Below are 15183 nucleotides of genomic sequence, written 5' to 3'. Positions count from 1 at the left end.
CGTGGTGCTACGCGAGCGCCTCGCGGAGCGAGCCCGCCGCCACCGCGCGATCGCGGAGCAGCGCGGGCGGGCGGAACCGCTCGCCGAACTTGTCGGCGAGCTCGTCGGCGCGGGCCACGAAGCCCGCCACCCCACCGTCGTACTGATCGACGAACTGGGCGACGCCGCCCAGCCCCGGCGGGAACCCGATTCCCATGATCGAGCCGATGTTCGCGTCCTCGACCGAGGTCAGCACGCCCTCTTCGAAGCACCGGGCCGTCTCCACGGCCATGATGAACAGCAGCCGGTCCTGGGCGTCCCGGAACCGGATCGGGTCGTTCCCGGCCCCCGGCGCGAGCCCGTCGACGTTCGGCGGGAACGCCTCGGCGAGCCCGGGCCACACCGTCTTCGTCGGCTCCCAGTCGAAGAAGCCCTTCCCGGACGCCTTACCGGTGCGGTCGTGCTCGCGCACGAGCGTGCTGAGCACCTTCAGACCCGGGTGGGCCGCGGCGCCACCGCCCTGCTCCTCGATCTTCAGCGGCAGCGTGAGCGTCACCTCGTCGAGCAGCGTCAACGGCCCGGCCGGGAAGCCCGACTGCAGCGCGGCCCGCTCGACGCTCATCGGGGGCAGGCCCTCACCGAGCATCGCGGCGCCTTCCATCACCATCGTGCCGAACACCCGGCTGGTGAAGAACCCACGACTGTCCTTGACGACGATCGGCGTCTTGCCGATCGCGCGCGTGTAGTCGTACGCCTTGGCCACGGCCTCCGGTGACGTGTCGGCCCCGACGATCAGCTCGATCAGCGGCATCTTGTCGACCGGCGAGAAGAAGTGCACGCCGACCAGGTCGGGCAGGCCCGCGCCCTGCTGCAGCTCGGTGATCGGCAGCGTCGAGGTGTTCGACGTGATCAGCGCGTCCGGTGCCGCGGCGGCGGCCTCGGCGAGCACCGTGTGCTTCAAAGCGGTGTCCTCGAACACCGCCTCGATCACGAAGTCGCACCCGGCGAGGTCCGCGACGTCGGCCGTGGCGTGGATCCGCCCGAGCAGCGCGTCGCGCTTGGCCTCCGTGCTGCGCCCGCGCGCGATCTGCTTGTCGAGGATCTTCCGCGAGTACGCCTTGCCCCGTTCCGCGGCCTCGGCCGAGACGTCGCGGAGCACCACGTCGATACCGGCTTTGGCCGTGACGTAGGCGATTCCGGCGCCCATCATGCCCGCACCGAGAACACCCACCTTCGTGGGCTTGGACGCGGGCACGTCCGCCGGACGGCTGCCGCCGCCGTTGATGCGGTTCAGGTCGAACCAGAACGCCTGGATCATGTTCGTCGAGGTCTGACCGGCGGCCAGGTCGGCGAAGTACCGGCCCTCGATCACGAACGCGGTGTCGATGTCGACGAGCAGTCCCTCGACCGCGGCGCACAGGATGTGGTGCGGCGCCGGCAGGTGCGCTCCCTTGAGCTGCTTGCGCAGGTTCGCGGGCAGCGCGGGCAGGAACCCGGCCAGCGAGGGCGAGTTCGGTGAGCCGCCCGGCACCTTGTAGCCCTTGGCGTCGTAGGGCTGGGTGGCCTGCGGGTTGGCGGCTATCCATGCACGGGCCTTCACCAGCAGGTCCGCCGGGTCCGTGACCACCTCGTGCACCAGCCCGAGGTCCTTGGCGGCCGACGCGCGCAGCTGCTGACCTTGCAGCAGGAGCTGGGTCAGCGCGGTCACCAGACCGAGCAGCCGCACGCTGCGCACGACGCCCCCGGCACCGGGAAGCAGGCCCAGCGTGACCTCGGGGAAGCCGAGCTTGGTGCCGGGCGTGTCCAGCGCGATGCGGTGGTGCGCGGCCAGCGCGATCTCCAGGCCGCCACCGAGCGCCGCGCCGTTGATCGCGGCCACCACCGGGACGCCGAGCGTCTCGATCGTCCGCAGGCGGCGCTTGATGTCGTCGACGGTGGTCAGCAGCTGGTCGCGGCTCTCCGGGCTCGCCTGGATCAGCGCGTCGAGGTTGCCGCCGGCGAAGAACGTCTTCTTCGCGCTGGTGAGGATGACGCCCGTGATCGAGTCCTTCTCGCGGACCAGCCGGTCCACGGTCTCGCCGAGCGCCGCCTCGAACGCGGCGTCCATCGTGTTCGCCGACGCGTTCGGTGCGTCCAGCGTCAGCGTGACGATGCCGTCTTCGGCACGGTCCCAACGGATGCTCACAGCTTCTCCACCACCGTCGCGATTCCCATTCCGCCACCGACGCAGAGCGTCACCAGTCCGTACCGCTGCTCGCGGCGTTCCAGCTCGTCGATCATCGTGCCGATGAGCATCGCGCCGGTCGCGCCGAGCGGGTGCCCCATCGCGATCGCGCCGCCGTTGACGTTCACGATCTCCTCGTCGAACCCGGTGTCGGCCATAAACCGGAGCACCACGGCCGCGAACGCCTCGTTCATCTCGACCAGATCGATGTCGTCGACGGTGAGGCCGGCCTTGGCCAGCGCCTTGCGGCTCGCCGGGGCCGGGCCGGTGAGCATGATCGTCGGGTCGGCGCCGGAGACCGCGGTCGCGACGATCCGGGCGCGGGGGGTGAGCCCGTTGCGGCGGCCGGCCTCTTCGCTGCCGACGACGACGAGCGCGGCGCCGTCGACGATGCCGGACGAGTTGCCGGCCGTGTGGACGTGCTCGATCCGCTCGACCCAGTGGTACTTGTCGAGTGCCACCGCGTCGAAGCCGCCCTGGTCACCGATCCCGGCGAAGCTGGCGGGCAACCCGCTCAGCGACTCGACCGTGGTGTCGGGACGGACATGCTCGTCCTGGTCGAGAACCGTGCTGCCGTTGAGGTCGGTGACCGGCACGACGCTGCGCGCGAAGTACCCGTTCGCCCAGGCCTTGGCCGCGCGCTGCTGCGAGCGGGCCGCGTAGGCGTCGACATCGGTGCGCGACCAGCCGTGCAGGGTCGCGATCAGGTCCGCGCCGATGCCCTGGGGCACGAAGCCGGTGGCGTACGCGGTCTCCGGGTCCTGGGCCCAGGCGCCGCCGTCCGAGCCCATCGGCACCCGGGACATCGCTTCGACGCCGCCGGCGAACACCAGGTCCTCCCAGCCCGAGCGGACCTTCTGCGCGGCGATGTTCACCGCTTCCAGGCCGGAAGCGCAGAACCGGTTGAGCTGGACGCCGGACACGGTCTCCGGCAGACCGGACGCGATCGCGGCGGTCTTCGCGATGTCGGCACCCTGCTCGCCGACCGGGCTGACGACGCCGAGCACGAGGTCGTCGATCTCGCGGGGGTCGAGCTCCGGGTTGCGTGTCCTGATCGTCTCGATCAGCCCCGTGACCAGGGAGACGGGTTTGACCGAGTGCAGCGACCCGGACTTCTTGCCGCGACCGCGCGGTGTGCGGATCGCGTCGTACACATAAGCCTCTGTGCTCATTTCGCGCCTCCGGGCTTTCAGACGCCGAGCGAACGCCCGACGATCTCCTTCATGATTTCGGTCGTTCCGCCGTAGATCGTGGTGATCCGAGTGTCCGTGTAGGCGCGGGCGACCGGATATTCACGCATGAAGCCGTAACCACCGTGCAACTGAACGCAGCGGTCGACGACCCGCTTCTGCATCTCCGTGGTCCACCACTTGGCCATCGACGCGTCGACCGCGGTGTACTGGCCCTTGTTGTGCTCGGTGACGGCCTTGTCGAGGTAGGTCTCGGCGAGCTCGAGCTCGGTCGCCATCTCGGCGAGGACGAAGCGGTTGTGCTGGAAGCTGCCGACCGGACGTCCGAACGCCTTGCGGTCCTTGACGTACTCGAGCGTGCGGTCGAAGACCGTGCGCGCTCCGGCCACCGCGGCGACCGCGATCGAGAGGCGCTCCTGCGGCAGCATCGTCATCAGGTGGATGAAGCCCTGGTTGAGCTCGCCGACGACGTTCTCCTTCGGGACCCGCACGTCGTCGAAGAACAGTTCCGCGGTGTCCTGGGCCTTCATGCCGATCTTGTCCAGGTTGCGGCCGCGCTCGAAGCCGGGCATGCCCCGCTCGACGGCGAGGAGGCTCAGCCCGTGGGCGGCCTTCGCGTCGGGGTCGGTACGCGCGACCACCAGCACGAGGTCGGCGTGGATGCCGTTGGTGATGAACGTCTTCGAGCCGTTGAGGACGAAGTCCGTCCCGTCCTTGCGTGCGTGGGTGGCGATCCCCTGCAGGTCCGAGCCCGCACCGGGTTCGGTCATCGCGATCGCGGTGATGAGCTCACCGCTGCAGAAGCCCGGTAACCAGCGCTGCTTCTGCTCGTCGGTGGCGAGGTCGGTGAGGTACGGCGCGGTGACGTCGTTGTGCAGTGAGAACCCGACGCCGCTCGCACCGACCGCGATCGTCTCATCGGTGAGCACGGCGTTGTAGCGGAAGTCCTTGATGCCACCGCCGCCGTACTCCTCGGGCACGTCGGTGCCGAGCAGGCCCTGCGCGCCGGCCGCGGTCCAGATGCGGCGGTCGACGAGGCCTTCCTTCTCCCACTCGTCGTGGAAGGGGACGACCTCCTTGGCCAGGAAGGTGCGTGCGGTCGAGCGGAAGGCCTCGTGGTCTTCCTCGTAGAGCGTGCGGCGCATCCTTGCGTCCTTAGGGTGTCGGCGGGGCGTTCCTGGTGGCGAGCATTTCGGCCCAGGCGTCGAGCGCCTGGGCCCGATGGCCGGCGTTCCAGTCGGTGAGCAGCATCGTGACGCCCCGGCCGAGGAGCAGATCGAGCGTCATCTGCTGGAGCAGCGGGTCGGAGGTGACGTATTCGCGGCAGATCTCGCGCAGTTCCTTCGCGAGCTGCGCTTCGACCGGGATGAGCATCTCCCGCAGGGCGGCGTCGCTCCGGGCCGCGACCCAGAGCTCGATGGTGGCCGCGTAGAGCGGGCCGGAGAGGAAGTCGGCGAGCAGGTCGAGCGTGCGACGCAGCGTGTCCTTGGCTGCCCCGAGCTGGGCGATCTGGTCGCGGACCACCGCCGCGCGCTGCTCGGCCAGGTGCGCGACCGCCGCGGCGACGAGCTTCTCCTTGGTGCCGTAGTGATGCAGCTGCGCCCCGCGGCTGACCCCGGCCCGCTGCGCGACAGCCGTCGTCGTCGTGCCGTTGTACCCGTCTTCCACGAGACTGGTGATGGTGGCGTCGAGCAACCGCGTCTTGGTCGCCGCACTGCGATCGGCCTGCGTCCGCCGCGCGGGCTGCGTGTCGGTGGGACTCGCCACTCGCCACCTTCCTCATGTCGAACAGCTCGGCGTGGCCAGTGTGGGCCGATCCTAAGCATACAGTCAAGCCTGTATGTTTCTTCCCGCCCACCTCCCTACCCTCTGCTAGCCTCTCGCGCGGGCAAGAAAGACCCCATGTTGATAGGGGCGACTTTTGTAGGCCACTCGAGTCGGAACTCCGCGGCCAAGTCGATCGGCGCGCCCATGATCAGAAGGCAGGGTCAGATGACGACTGCGAAGTCCAGCCGGAGCGAATACCTGATCGACCTCGGCGCGATCGACCCCGACACGCTGGCGGTAAATCTCTCCTCCGCCGTACGGCGCGTCGCCGAGCGGAAGTTCCAAGGCCCCCAGCAGGCGCATAGCGCCGATCCCCGATTCAACTCGAGCATCTGACGGCGGCCCCGGCCTCCCCGGTCCGGTAGAAGACGATGCCACCGACCACGATGCCGACTCCGACCGAATTCGCGTTCACCGACTTCGTCCTGAAGATCGCGTCTCGCTGCAACTTGGCGTGCAACTACTGTTACGTGTACGAGATGGCGGACCAATCCTGGAGGTCGCAGCCCCTGACGATCTCCGAACAAACGGTGCAGACGACGGCGCAACGGATCGGTGAACACGCGGCGGCACACGAGATTCCCGACGTCCGCGTGATTCTGCACGGCGGCGAGCCACTCCTGGTTGGACGAGAGATGCTCGCCTACATCGCCGAGCAGATGTCCGACCACGTCCGGCCACCTACCGCGGTACACCTCTCGGTGCAGACCAACGGAGTGCTGCTGACCACCCCCATGCTGGACGTCCTGGCCGACCACGCCATCGGCGTCGGCGTCAGCCTCGACGGCGACCAGGCCGACCACGACCGGCATCGGCGGTACCGCAACGGCGACGGGAGCTACCACGCGGTCGCCGCCGGAATCGATCTTCTTCGCAGCCCGAATTATCGTTCGCTCTATCGCGGACTCATCTGCACGATAAACCTCTCGCACGATCCGATTCGCACGTATGGAGCACTCACTCATTTCGATCCCCCGCGAGTGGATTTTCTGTTCCCGCACGGAAACTGGACGACACCACCTGCTGGGCTTCCCGCCGAAGGCGCTACCCCGTACGCCGATTGGCTCCGAATCGTGTTCGACAGATGGCTCGGAAGCACTACGAACGAGCCGGAGGTCAGGCTTTTCGACGAGATAATCGGCGCATTGCTGGGAGCGGAGCCCTGCTCACCCGGAAATGGTTGCGCAACGGCTGGGCCTGGACGGTCTGTCGAAAGACCACGTTCGGGCCCGGTTGACAGAGGCACTCCCGTCTGCGGGGCGCAGCGGGTGAGTGCTCCGGGCGGGCCGAACGGCCGCTCGCGACGACGCGGCCGTCACTGTTCGTCGCCTCGGGGAAGCAGGTCGGTCGTCACGGTCCGGCTCACCGCCGCGAGCACCGGGGCCGCGCTCGGCGCCGTCGTCGATCCCCCGCTCGCGGTGAGCGAGAACGTGGCCAGCGCGGCGAGCAGGGCCGCGGCCACCGCCAGGCGGGTCGTCCGCTCCCGGCGGCGGCCGAGAACTCGGAGCGACGGGGGAAGCGTGGCGGCGGTCATCGGCGTGTCCTCTCGGGGGTGCGGATGTCCCCACTGTCAGTCGCGGCCCTGAGCGCTTCCTGTGCCACCGCCTAGAAATGCCGATGCCCCGGCCGTGGTGGCCGGGGCATCGAGGGCGAGGATTCCTAGGCGAGCTCAGACGCGGGCGGTGTCCCGGCGGAAGAGGCGGGCGGCGCCGAGACCGAAGAGCAGGGTCCAGGCCACCACGTTCGCGACCTCGGTCAGCGTCACGGTGTCTCCGGTCAGAGGGCTCCGGGCGATCGTGCCGATCCCGTACACCGGCGTCCACTTCGCGATCTCCTGGAACGCGTGCGGCAGCACCTCCAGCGGCACGAACAGGCCGCCGAACATGGCCAGGATCGCCAGGATCGGGCCGAGGAACTGCATGACGTTCTCGGCCGGCACCAGGTAGCCGATGAACAGGCCGAAGGCGGCGAAGACCAGCGAACCGACCCACGCGACCAGGCCGGCCAGCAGCCACATGTGCACCGGCATCCGTACGCCGGCTGCGGCGCCGACGATGAACTCCACGAGCACGGCCGCCAGGCCGAGCACCAGGGCCGAGAGCACCTTCGTCGCGATGTACGCGGCCGGTCGCAGCGGGGTCAGCCGCAGCTGGCGGCTCCACCCCTGGGCCCGCTCCACCGCGACCATCGCTCCACCGCTCGTGGTCGCGACCATCGCGCCGTACACCGCGAGGCTGATCATGATGTACGCGGTCACCGGCTGCCCGTTGTCCAGCGACTGGCCCTTCTGCGGCAGTCCGAAGAGCAGGAAGAACACGGCCGGCATGATCAGGATGAAGAACAGCGTCCGGCGGTTGCGGAGGGTCCGGCGGATCTCCAGGCCGAGGTAGGTGGGGTTCAGGCCCCCGAGCCGAGGCGTCCGGCGCTCACCGATGTAGGTAGTCACTTGTTCTCCTCCGTTGCGTCCGTGGTGAGCGCGATGAATGCGTCTTCGAGGTTCCGCGAGGTGATCTCCAGGTCGCGGGCACCGGTGGCGGTCAGCAGGTGGCGGGCCACCGCGTCCGAGTCGGACGCGTGCACCAGCACCGAATCGCCGCGAACCTCCACCTGGTCGACGCCGGGCAGCGCGGCGAGCGCGACCGGGTCGGCCCCGGGCAGCGTGGCCCGCACGAGACGCCCCGTCGCCAGGCCCTTGATCGACGCGGCCGTGCCGTCGGCGACCACCCGTCCGTGCCGCACGAGCACGATCCGGTCGGCATAGGCGTCGGCCTCGTCGAGGTAGTGGGTGGCGAAGAGGACCGTGCGTCCCTGGGCGGCGTCCTGCCGGATCGCGGCCCAGAACTCGCGCCTGCCCTCGACGTCCATGCCGGTCGTGGGCTCGTCGAGCACCATCAGGTCGGGGTCGGGCAGCAGCGCCATCGCGAACCGGAGCCGCTGCTGCTGGCCGCCGGAGCACTTGCCGACGCGGCGGTCGGCGATGTCGAGGATCCCGGCCCGGGTGAGCACCTCGTTCACCGGGCGGGTGCGGCCGAACAGCGAGCCGGTCATCCGCACGGTCTCGGCCACCGTGAGGTCCTTGAGCAGGCCGCCGGTCTGCATGACCGCCGCGATCCGGCCCTCCGCGACCGCGACCGACGGCGCCCGGCCGTAGATCTCGACCGAACCGGCGGTGGGCCGGGCGAGGCCGAGCATCATGTCGACGGTCGTGGTCTTGCCGGCCCCGTTCGGGCCGAGGAACGCGACCACCTCGCCGGGTTCGATGGTCAGCGAGAGGTCGTCGACGGCGGTGACCGACCCGAACCGCTTCGTGAGCCCGGTGAGCCGGACCGCGGCGGTGGTTCCCGTCCGCGTCAGCGTGGTGTTTTCCATGCCGATAACTCTCGGCCCGCGGGACACTCGACCCACGGATCGAGCGTCATCGCCCTGGCATGACATCTGTCAGGGGGTCCTGGCCGGAGTCCAGCACCTGCGCGCTGATCAACAGCGAGGTCAGCAGCGTCCGGGCCTCGTCGACGGCGGTGCGCCGGGCCTCGTCGGCCGGAGCCGAGGTCAGCGCGCGGAGCAAAATGCCGTCCATGCAGGCGACGATGAGCGTCGCGCGTTCGCTCGCCTTGCTCAGGCCGACGTCGTCGAGCATCCGGGCGACGAGCGCCTCGAACGCCGTCCGCCAGTTGTTCATCGCCTCGCCGAGCTCGGGGCGTCGGGTCGACTCCAGCGAGAGCTCGAGCCGGGCGAGCAGCGGCGCCGGGTCGGAGAGCCAGCAGTCGAGCTGCTTCAGCGTCTCCTCGATCGCGTGGGTGGTGTCGCCGGGATGGCGCGCGGCCTCGTCGGCCAGCTCGTCGACGTCGGCACCGATCCGTTCCCCCAGCCGCACCACGACGGCGGTGAGGAGGGCCGCCCGCGTGCGGAAGTACGCGGACGTGGAGCCTTCCGGCAGGCCGGCGGCGGCGTCGACCGCGCGGTGGGTCAGGCCGCGGAGCCCGGCCTCGGCGACGAGGTCGATCGCTGCGTCCAGAATGTCCGCTCTGCGGTTGCCTGACGACGCTCGTACCACTGGTCCACCGTACTGTGACCGGCGCGACTTCTACAGGTGTAGACGATGCCGGGAACCCGACGTACGTTTTCTACAGATGTAGAAAGTTCCACGGAGGGATTCACATGATCGACCACGGCCTTCTCATCGCCGCCACCGTGTACACGGCTGTTCTCGTCGCCGCCGGTGTCGCCATCGTGCTCTCGCTCGCGGTGTGGGCCGCCCGCCCGCCGCTGACCGAGTGGGCCCGCCACCGGGCCGCCACCCGCGACCTGCGCCGCACCGCCGACGCCCTGCAGCGCAGCAGCACCGACGACACGCCCCGGGCGCGCACCCCGCACCACGCCGCGCACTGACGCGCTCCGCCTACCCCGACACACCGAGGCCCCGCGACGTCGCGGGGCCTTCGTCGTACGTGGCGCCCGGCACACTCTTGGTACTGGCCGGAACCAGCACCCCTTCCGGCCCGATGATGGTGAGAAATCAGCACGGGAGGCATGGATGAGCAGCCCCACCGACGTGGCGACACCGTACGAGTTCGACGAGAAGCTGACCGCACTGTCCGCCACCCGGCACGGCGAACACGGCGCCGTCGTCCGGGTGACATTGCTGGGCCCGGGCAAGGGCAACGCGATGGGCCCGGCGTTCTGGTCCGAGACCCCGACGTTGTTCCGCGCGCTCGGCGCCGACGAGAGCGTCCGCGCGATCGTGGTCACCGGCTCCGGCCACCACTTCAGCTACGGGCTCGACCTGACGTCGTTCGCTACCGGCGCCGGCAGCACGCTGCAGGAGGACGGCGGCCTCGCGCGGGCCCGAACCCGCTTCCTCCACGAGATCCGGGAGATGCAGACCGCACTCGACGCCGTCGCCGACTGCCGCAAGCCGGTCGCCGCCGCGGTGAGCGGGTGGTGCATCGGCGGGGGGATCGACCTGCTGGCCGCGTGCGACGTCCGCTACGCCGGGACCGACGCCAAGTTCAGCATCCGCGAGGTGCGGATGGCGATCGTGGCCGACATGGGCAGCCTCGCCCGCCTCCCCGGCATCCTCTCCGAGGGCCACCTGCGCGAACTCGCGTTCACCGGCCGGGACATCGATGCGGCCAAGGCCGAGCGGATCGGCCTGGTCAACGAGGTCGCCGCCGACCCCGTCGGGGCCGCGCACGCGTTCGCCGACGAGGTCGCCGCGAACCCGCCGCTGGTCGTGCAGGGCGTGAAGGAGGTGCTGGACGTCAACCGGGCCGAGCGGGTCGCGGCCGCCCAGCGCTACGTGACCACCTGGAACGCCGCGTTCCTGCCGTCGCACGACCTGACCGAGGCGATGACGGCGTTCCTGCAGCGCCGCGAGCCGAAGTTCGAGGGCCGCTGATGCCGACGCTGCAGAAGGACGGCGAAGTCTTCGTCCTGGACCTCGGCGACACCGAGAACCGCTTCCACCCCGACTGGCTCGCCGAGGTGCACACCGCCCTCGACGAGGTGGAGGCGGCGGCCGGGCCGAAAGCACTTGTCACGACGGCCACCGGGAAGTTCTTCTCGAACGGCCTCGACCTGGACTGGCTCGGTACGCACGCGGACGAGCTCAGCGAGTACATCTCGGCCGTGCAGGCGCTGCTGGCCCGCTACCTGGCGTTCCCGGCCCCGACAGTGGCCGCGGTCCAGGGCCACAACTTCGGCGGCGGAGCGATGCTCGCCCTCGCGCACGACTTCCGGGTCATGCGCGCCGACCGCGGCTACTTCTGCCTGCCCGAGGTGGACCTCGGCATGCCGTTCACGGCCGGGATGACCGCGCTGGTGCGGTCCCGGCTGGAGAAGCAGACCGCGCACGAGGCGATGACGACCGGGCGTCGCTACGGCGGCGTCGACGCGGCCGCCGCCCGGATCGTCGACGCGGTGGCCGACGAGGGCGAGGTGCTCGCCACCGCGCTCACGATCGCCCGGCCGCTGACGGGCAAGCCGGCCGGCGCGGTCGGCACGATCAAGGCGGGTATTTACGCGGAGGTGCTCACCGCACTCCGCCAACCGCCGCTCTGAGGCGTACGATTTCATCATTCGATGAATTCGAAGGAGGTCGCGACATGGACACCGATGTCTGTGTGGTCGGCGGCGGACCGGCGGGGCTCGTGCTCGGCCTGCTCCTGGCCCGCCAGGGCGTCGACGTGGTGGTCTGCGAGAAACACGAGGACTTCCTGCGCGACTTCCGTGGCGACACCGTGCACCCCTCCACCCTCGACCTGCTCGCCGAGCTGGGCCTGAGCAAGGAGTTCGACGAGCTCCCGCACCGCACGCTCGAACGCCTGGCGCTCGATCTGCCCGACGGGGTCTGGCCGGTCGGGGACCTCACACGGCTGTCCAACCCGCACCCGTACATCGCGCTCGTCCCGCAGTGGGACCTGCTCGAGATGCTCGCCCGCGCGGCGTCCCACTACCCGACGTTCACGCTGTTGCGTGCGTGCGAGGTCACCGACGTCATCCGGGAGAACGGCGTCGTCACCGGCGTCCGCACCACCCAGGGCGAGATCCGCGCCCGGCTCACCGTGGGCACCGACGGCAGGCACTCGACGGTCCGTCGGGCGCTCGGCCTGCGCTCGCGCGACTTCGGTGCGCCGATGGACGTCGCCTGGTTCCGCCTGTCGCGCCACGACTCCGACGGCGACGGGCTGATCGGCCACGTGCGCAAGGGCCGCATCCTGATCACGATCGACCGCGGCAACTACTGGCAGACCGCGTACGTGTTCCCGAAGAACGGGTTCGAGCAGGTCAAACGCGACGGGCTGGCGGCGTTCAAAGCGTCGATCACCGACCTCGCGCCGTTCCTGGGCGACCGCATGGACGAGATCACCGACTGGGATCCGATCCGGATCCTGACCGTCACCGTCGACCGGCTCGAACGCTGGCACGTCCCCGGTGCGCTGCTGATCGGCGACGCGGCGCACGCGATGTCGCCGATCGGCGGCGTCGGCATCAACCTGGCCGTGCAGGACGCGGTCGCCGCGGCTCGCATCCTGGCCGCGCCGCTGAACGAGCGACGGCTCTCCAGCACCGTGCTCGCGCGGGTGCAGCGGCGTCGTACGCTCCCGACCGTCGGCACGCAGCTGTTCCAGCGGCTGGCGCAGAACGCGGTGATCCGCCCGGTGCTCTCCGGGGGTCGCCCGGTGACCGCTCCGCTCCCGCTGCGGCTGCTGCGCCGGTTCCCGGCCCTGCAGGTGATCCCGGCCCGCCTGATCGGCGTCGGGCTGCGCCCGGAGAAGCTAGTGGACGAGCGCTAGCGCGCCGACCGCGGCCGTCAGCGCCACCACCGCGGTCACCAGGCCGGTGGCCGCGAAGCGCCACCACGAGATCGGCACCCCGGCCGAGCGGCACCGCTCGTACCAGAGCAGCGTCGCCACCGAGGCCCAGGGCGCGACGATCGGCCCGACGTTCACCCCGACGAGCAGGCCGAGCAGCGCATCGGGGTGCACCGCGGCCTCCACCGCCACGTACGCCGGCAGGTTGTTCACGACGTTCGCCAGCACCGCGCCGACCGCGGCCACCCGGCCCAGCCCCGGGTCGTCGCCGAGCACCGTGCGCAGCAGGTCGGAGAGCCCCAGCCGGCCGATCGCGTCCATCACCAGGAACAGCCCGGTGACCAGCACCAGCAACCGCCACGGCACCAGCGACCACCGCAGGGCGTCCCGGTCACGGACCGCGAACGCCACCACGACGACCACCGCGCACACCGGCGCCGCCGCCTCCAGCGGCACTCCCACCAGCACGAGCACGACGAACAGCACGCACGCCGCCGCCGCGATCGCGGTCAGCCTGCGGTCCGGCGGCCGGTGCCTCTCCGGAACGACGTAACGCTCGCTCGACCGGCGTCGCCAATACAGCAGCCAGAGGCAGGCGGCCGTGGCGAGCACCGACGCCAGTTCCGGCAGCGCCATCCGCAGCGCGAACCCGACCGGGGACAGCCCGACCCGGTCGGCGGCGAGCAGGTTCGTCAGGTTCGAGACCGGGAGCAGGAGGCTCGCGGTGTTGGCGAGCCAGACCGTCGTCATCGCGAACGGCAGTGGCGCCACCTCCAGACGCGTCGCCAGCGCGAGCATCACCGGGGTCAGCAGCACCGCGGTCGTGTCGAGGTTGAGGATCGCGGTCACGAGCGTCGCGAACCCCACGCAGAGCGCGAACAGCACCGGGTAGCGCCCTCGGCCCAGACGCGCCAACCAGCTCGCGACGACGTCGAACACCTCGGCCCGCGCGGTGAGCTCGGCGAGCACGATCACCGTGCCGAGAAACAACAGCAGCGGCACGACGCGGTGCATCGTGCCCTCCGCGTCGCGCAGCGGCACCAGACCGGTGACCAGCCCGATCAGCCCGAGCGCGAAGAGGCCGAGCCCCACCCAGTCGAGCGGTTCCAGCCAACGACGACGCACCGACGAATCCGAGACCATAGTCTTCCTTTTGTGTCACGTGGGGTGTTCGTCGGGATCGCCACGGTCGATGTGGTCCACCGGTTGGAACGGCTGGTCGGGCCGAACGAGAAGGTGACCGCCCTCGGTCAAGAGATCTCCGCGGGCGGCCCCGCCGCAAACGCAGCCGTCACATTTGCCCGCCTTGGCGGCCACGCGACGCTCGTCACAGCGCTCGGCGGCCATCCCCTGGCCCGGTACGCCGCGGACGAACTCGCCCAGCACGGCGTGACCGTGGTCGACGCGGCCCCCGACGTGACGGCTCCACCTCCGGTCTCGGCGATCCAGGTGATCGACGCGACCGGTGACCGGCAGGTGTCGTCGGTGAACGCGGGGGCGCACTGGGCGGCGAACCCGGCGGAGCCGCCGGCCGGCCTGCCCGCACTCGTCGCGGCCGCCGACGTCGTGCTCGTCGACGGGCACCATCCCCGCCTCGCGCTCGCGGCCGCCCGCGCGGGTTCGACCGTCGTGCTCGACGGGGGGAGCTGGAAGCCGGTGCTGACCGAGCTGCTGCCCCACGTCGACTACGCGGTGTGTTCGGCGGTTTTTCCGGACGCCGAGTCGCTGGACGTGACGCACGTGGCCGTGACCAGGGGACCGGATCCGGTGTCCTGGTGGTCGGAGGGACGTTCCGGGCGGATACCGGTACCGTCGGTCGACGTGCGTGACACCCTGGGCGCCGGTGACGCGTTCCACGGCGCGTTCGCGTACGCGCTGACCCGCGGCGCGTCGTTCGAAGAAGCGCTGGAGCACGGAGCCCGGATCGCCGCGTTGCGGTGTTCGGTCGCCGGGCCGCGCGCGTGGTTGGAGCAACTGTGATCCCTTCCGATCTGATCGACCGGGCGCGGGAGCTGGCCGCCGGCCCGCGGCGCGTCCTCGGCCTCACCGGGGCGCCGGGAGCGGGCAAGTCGACGCTCGCCGCGGAGCTCGTCGCCGCGTTGGGGCCCCGGGCGGTGCTGGTGCCGATGGACGGGTTCCACCTGGCCAACGCCGAGCTGATCCGGCTGGGGCGGCGCGATCGCAAGGGCGCCGTCGACACGTTCGACGCCGCCGGGTTCGCGGCACTGCTGCGCCGGCTCCGCGACCCGGCCGACGAACTCGTGTACGCGCCGTACTTCGCGCGTGAGATCGAGGAGCCGATCGCGTGTTCGCTCCCGGTGCCCGCGGACGTTCCGCTGGTGGTGACCGAAGGCAACTACCTCCTGGTCGACGAGGGGCCGTGGGCCGCCGTGCGCGGGCTGCTCGACGAGGTCTGGTATCTCGAGGTGGACGAGGACGTGCGGCTGGAACGCCTGGTCGCACGGCACATCGCGTTCGGTAAGGAGCCCGCGGCCGCGCGGGCCTGGAGCCACGGCACCGACCAGCGCAACGCCGATCTGATCGCGTCGACGCGAGCGCACGCCGACCGCGTCGTCCGGCTCTGAAAGAAATTCGCCCGGCCGTGTCGATCCGGTGCCGCCCCGTTCGAGAGACAGAGTGAAGGGCCGCC

The 15183-nt window shown here is 70.6% G+C and carries 16 protein-coding genes and 1 pseudogene; 8 read left to right on the top strand and 9 right to left on the bottom strand.

The window, feature by feature from the left end:
* Nucleotides 1-7 precede the first annotated feature (7 nt).
* From CRYAR_RS03415 to CRYAR_RS03400, 4 genes are read right to left on the bottom strand one after another with little or no spacing between them, the layout of a single operon-like run.
* On the bottom strand, nucleotides 8-2164 hold the full coding sequence (locus tag CRYAR_RS03415; protein WP_035848431.1) for a 3-hydroxyacyl-CoA dehydrogenase NAD-binding domain-containing protein: 2157 nt from the start codon (nucleotides 2162-2164) through the stop codon (nucleotides 8-10).
* Nucleotides 2161-3375, bottom strand: a complete 1215-nt coding sequence (locus CRYAR_RS03410; RefSeq protein ID WP_035848428.1) for an acetyl-CoA C-acetyltransferase — start codon at nucleotides 3373-3375, stop codon at nucleotides 2161-2163. Before CRYAR_RS03410 ends, CRYAR_RS03415 begins: the two co-directional genes overlap by 4 nt.
* A 17-nt stretch (nucleotides 3376-3392) precedes the next feature.
* Entirely contained in the window at nucleotides 3393-4538 is a 1146-nt protein-coding gene (locus tag CRYAR_RS03405) for an acyl-CoA dehydrogenase family protein (RefSeq protein ID WP_035848425.1), read from the bottom strand.
* A gap of 10 nt (nucleotides 4539-4548) precedes the next feature.
* The gene (locus CRYAR_RS03400) at nucleotides 4549-5160 is read right to left on the bottom strand and encodes a TetR/AcrR family transcriptional regulator (protein ID WP_051569687.1); all 612 of its coding nucleotides are present in this window, start codon (nucleotides 5158-5160) and stop codon (nucleotides 4549-4551) included.
* A gap of 225 nt (nucleotides 5161-5385) precedes the next feature.
* Here CRYAR_RS03400 and CRYAR_RS03395 point away from each other — a divergent pair, with 225 nt between their 5' ends.
* Nucleotides 5386-5556: a hypothetical protein gene (locus tag CRYAR_RS03395; protein ID WP_157017311.1), complete on the top strand. Its 171-nt coding sequence runs from the start codon at nucleotides 5386-5388 to the stop codon at nucleotides 5554-5556.
* A 35-nt stretch (nucleotides 5557-5591) separates the two neighbouring features.
* Nucleotides 5592-6092: pseudogene (locus tag CRYAR_RS51200) on the top strand (radical SAM protein); the annotation flags it as partial.
* A gap of 443 nt (nucleotides 6093-6535) precedes the next feature.
* Here the strand turns inward: CRYAR_RS51200 and CRYAR_RS49410 are convergent.
* The 4 genes from CRYAR_RS49410 to CRYAR_RS03375 all read right to left on the bottom strand — a co-directional run bounded on the left by CRYAR_RS49410 (nucleotide 6536) and on the right by CRYAR_RS03375 (nucleotide 9274).
* Nucleotides 6536-6754 (bottom strand): hypothetical protein, encoded by a 219-nt coding sequence (locus tag CRYAR_RS49410; RefSeq protein WP_035848419.1) that lies wholly within the window; start codon nucleotides 6752-6754, stop codon nucleotides 6536-6538.
* Between the two features lie 135 nt (nucleotides 6755-6889).
* Nucleotides 6890-7666 carry an ABC transporter permease gene (locus CRYAR_RS03385; protein ID WP_035848416.1) on the bottom strand — a complete coding sequence of 259 codons (777 nt, stop codon included), beginning with the start codon at nucleotides 7664-7666 and terminating at the stop codon, nucleotides 6890-6892.
* Nucleotides 7663-8589 (bottom strand): ABC transporter ATP-binding protein, encoded by a 927-nt coding sequence (locus CRYAR_RS03380; protein ID WP_035848414.1) that lies wholly within the window; start codon nucleotides 8587-8589, stop codon nucleotides 7663-7665. Before CRYAR_RS03380 ends, CRYAR_RS03385 begins: the two co-directional genes overlap by 4 nt.
* 46 nt (nucleotides 8590-8635) lie before the next feature.
* The gene (locus CRYAR_RS03375) at nucleotides 8636-9274 is read right to left on the bottom strand and encodes a TetR/AcrR family transcriptional regulator (protein ID WP_051569686.1); all 639 of its coding nucleotides are present in this window, start codon (nucleotides 9272-9274) and stop codon (nucleotides 8636-8638) included.
* A 104-nt stretch (nucleotides 9275-9378) separates the two neighbouring features.
* Between CRYAR_RS03375 and CRYAR_RS03370 the strand changes: the two genes are divergently transcribed.
* The 4 genes from CRYAR_RS03370 to CRYAR_RS03355 all read left to right on the top strand — a co-directional run bounded on the left by CRYAR_RS03370 (nucleotide 9379) and on the right by CRYAR_RS03355 (nucleotide 12515).
* On the top strand, nucleotides 9379-9609 hold the full coding sequence (locus CRYAR_RS03370) for a hypothetical protein (protein WP_035848412.1): 231 nt from the start codon (nucleotides 9379-9381) through the stop codon (nucleotides 9607-9609).
* Between the two features lie 145 nt (nucleotides 9610-9754).
* Nucleotides 9755-10618, top strand: coding sequence for a crotonase/enoyl-CoA hydratase family protein (locus CRYAR_RS03365; RefSeq protein WP_084700019.1), 864 nt, complete (start codon nucleotides 9755-9757; stop codon nucleotides 10616-10618).
* Nucleotides 10618-11280 carry an enoyl-CoA hydratase-related protein gene (locus CRYAR_RS03360; RefSeq protein ID WP_035848409.1) on the top strand — a complete coding sequence of 221 codons (663 nt, stop codon included), beginning with the start codon at nucleotides 10618-10620 and terminating at the stop codon, nucleotides 11278-11280. The genes CRYAR_RS03365 and CRYAR_RS03360 overlap by 1 nt, the downstream gene beginning before the upstream one ends.
* Nucleotides 11281-11324: 44 nt before the next feature.
* Nucleotides 11325-12515: an FAD-dependent oxidoreductase gene (locus CRYAR_RS03355; protein ID WP_035848408.1), complete on the top strand. Its 1191-nt coding sequence runs from the start codon at nucleotides 11325-11327 to the stop codon at nucleotides 12513-12515.
* On the opposite strand, the gene CRYAR_RS03350 is transcribed toward CRYAR_RS03355, so the two are convergent.
* A complete protein-coding gene (locus tag CRYAR_RS03350) occupies nucleotides 12498-13676 on the bottom strand; it encodes an SLC13 family permease (RefSeq protein ID WP_035848407.1) in 1179 nt (392 codons plus the stop codon). The genes CRYAR_RS03355 and CRYAR_RS03350 overlap by 18 nt on opposite strands.
* Nucleotides 13677-13688: 12 nt before the next feature.
* On the opposite strand from CRYAR_RS03350, the gene CRYAR_RS03345 reads away from it, so the two are divergent.
* Together CRYAR_RS03345 and CRYAR_RS03340 are read left to right on the top strand one after the other, a co-directional pair.
* Nucleotides 13689-14513: a PfkB family carbohydrate kinase gene (locus CRYAR_RS03345; RefSeq protein WP_245620383.1), complete on the top strand. Its 825-nt coding sequence runs from the start codon at nucleotides 13689-13691 to the stop codon at nucleotides 14511-14513.
* Nucleotides 14510-15118 carry a nucleoside/nucleotide kinase family protein gene (locus CRYAR_RS03340; RefSeq protein WP_035848406.1) on the top strand — a complete coding sequence of 203 codons (609 nt, stop codon included), beginning with the start codon at nucleotides 14510-14512 and terminating at the stop codon, nucleotides 15116-15118. Before CRYAR_RS03345 ends, CRYAR_RS03340 begins: the two co-directional genes overlap by 4 nt.
* Nucleotides 15119-15183: the final 65 nt, after the last annotated feature.

This window comes from Cryptosporangium arvum DSM 44712, assembly GCF_000585375.1.
In the GTDB taxonomy this organism is placed as follows: domain Bacteria; phylum Actinomycetota; class Actinomycetes; order Mycobacteriales; family Cryptosporangiaceae; genus Cryptosporangium; species Cryptosporangium arvum.
This window is presented reverse-complemented; position numbering and strand designations above follow the sequence as displayed.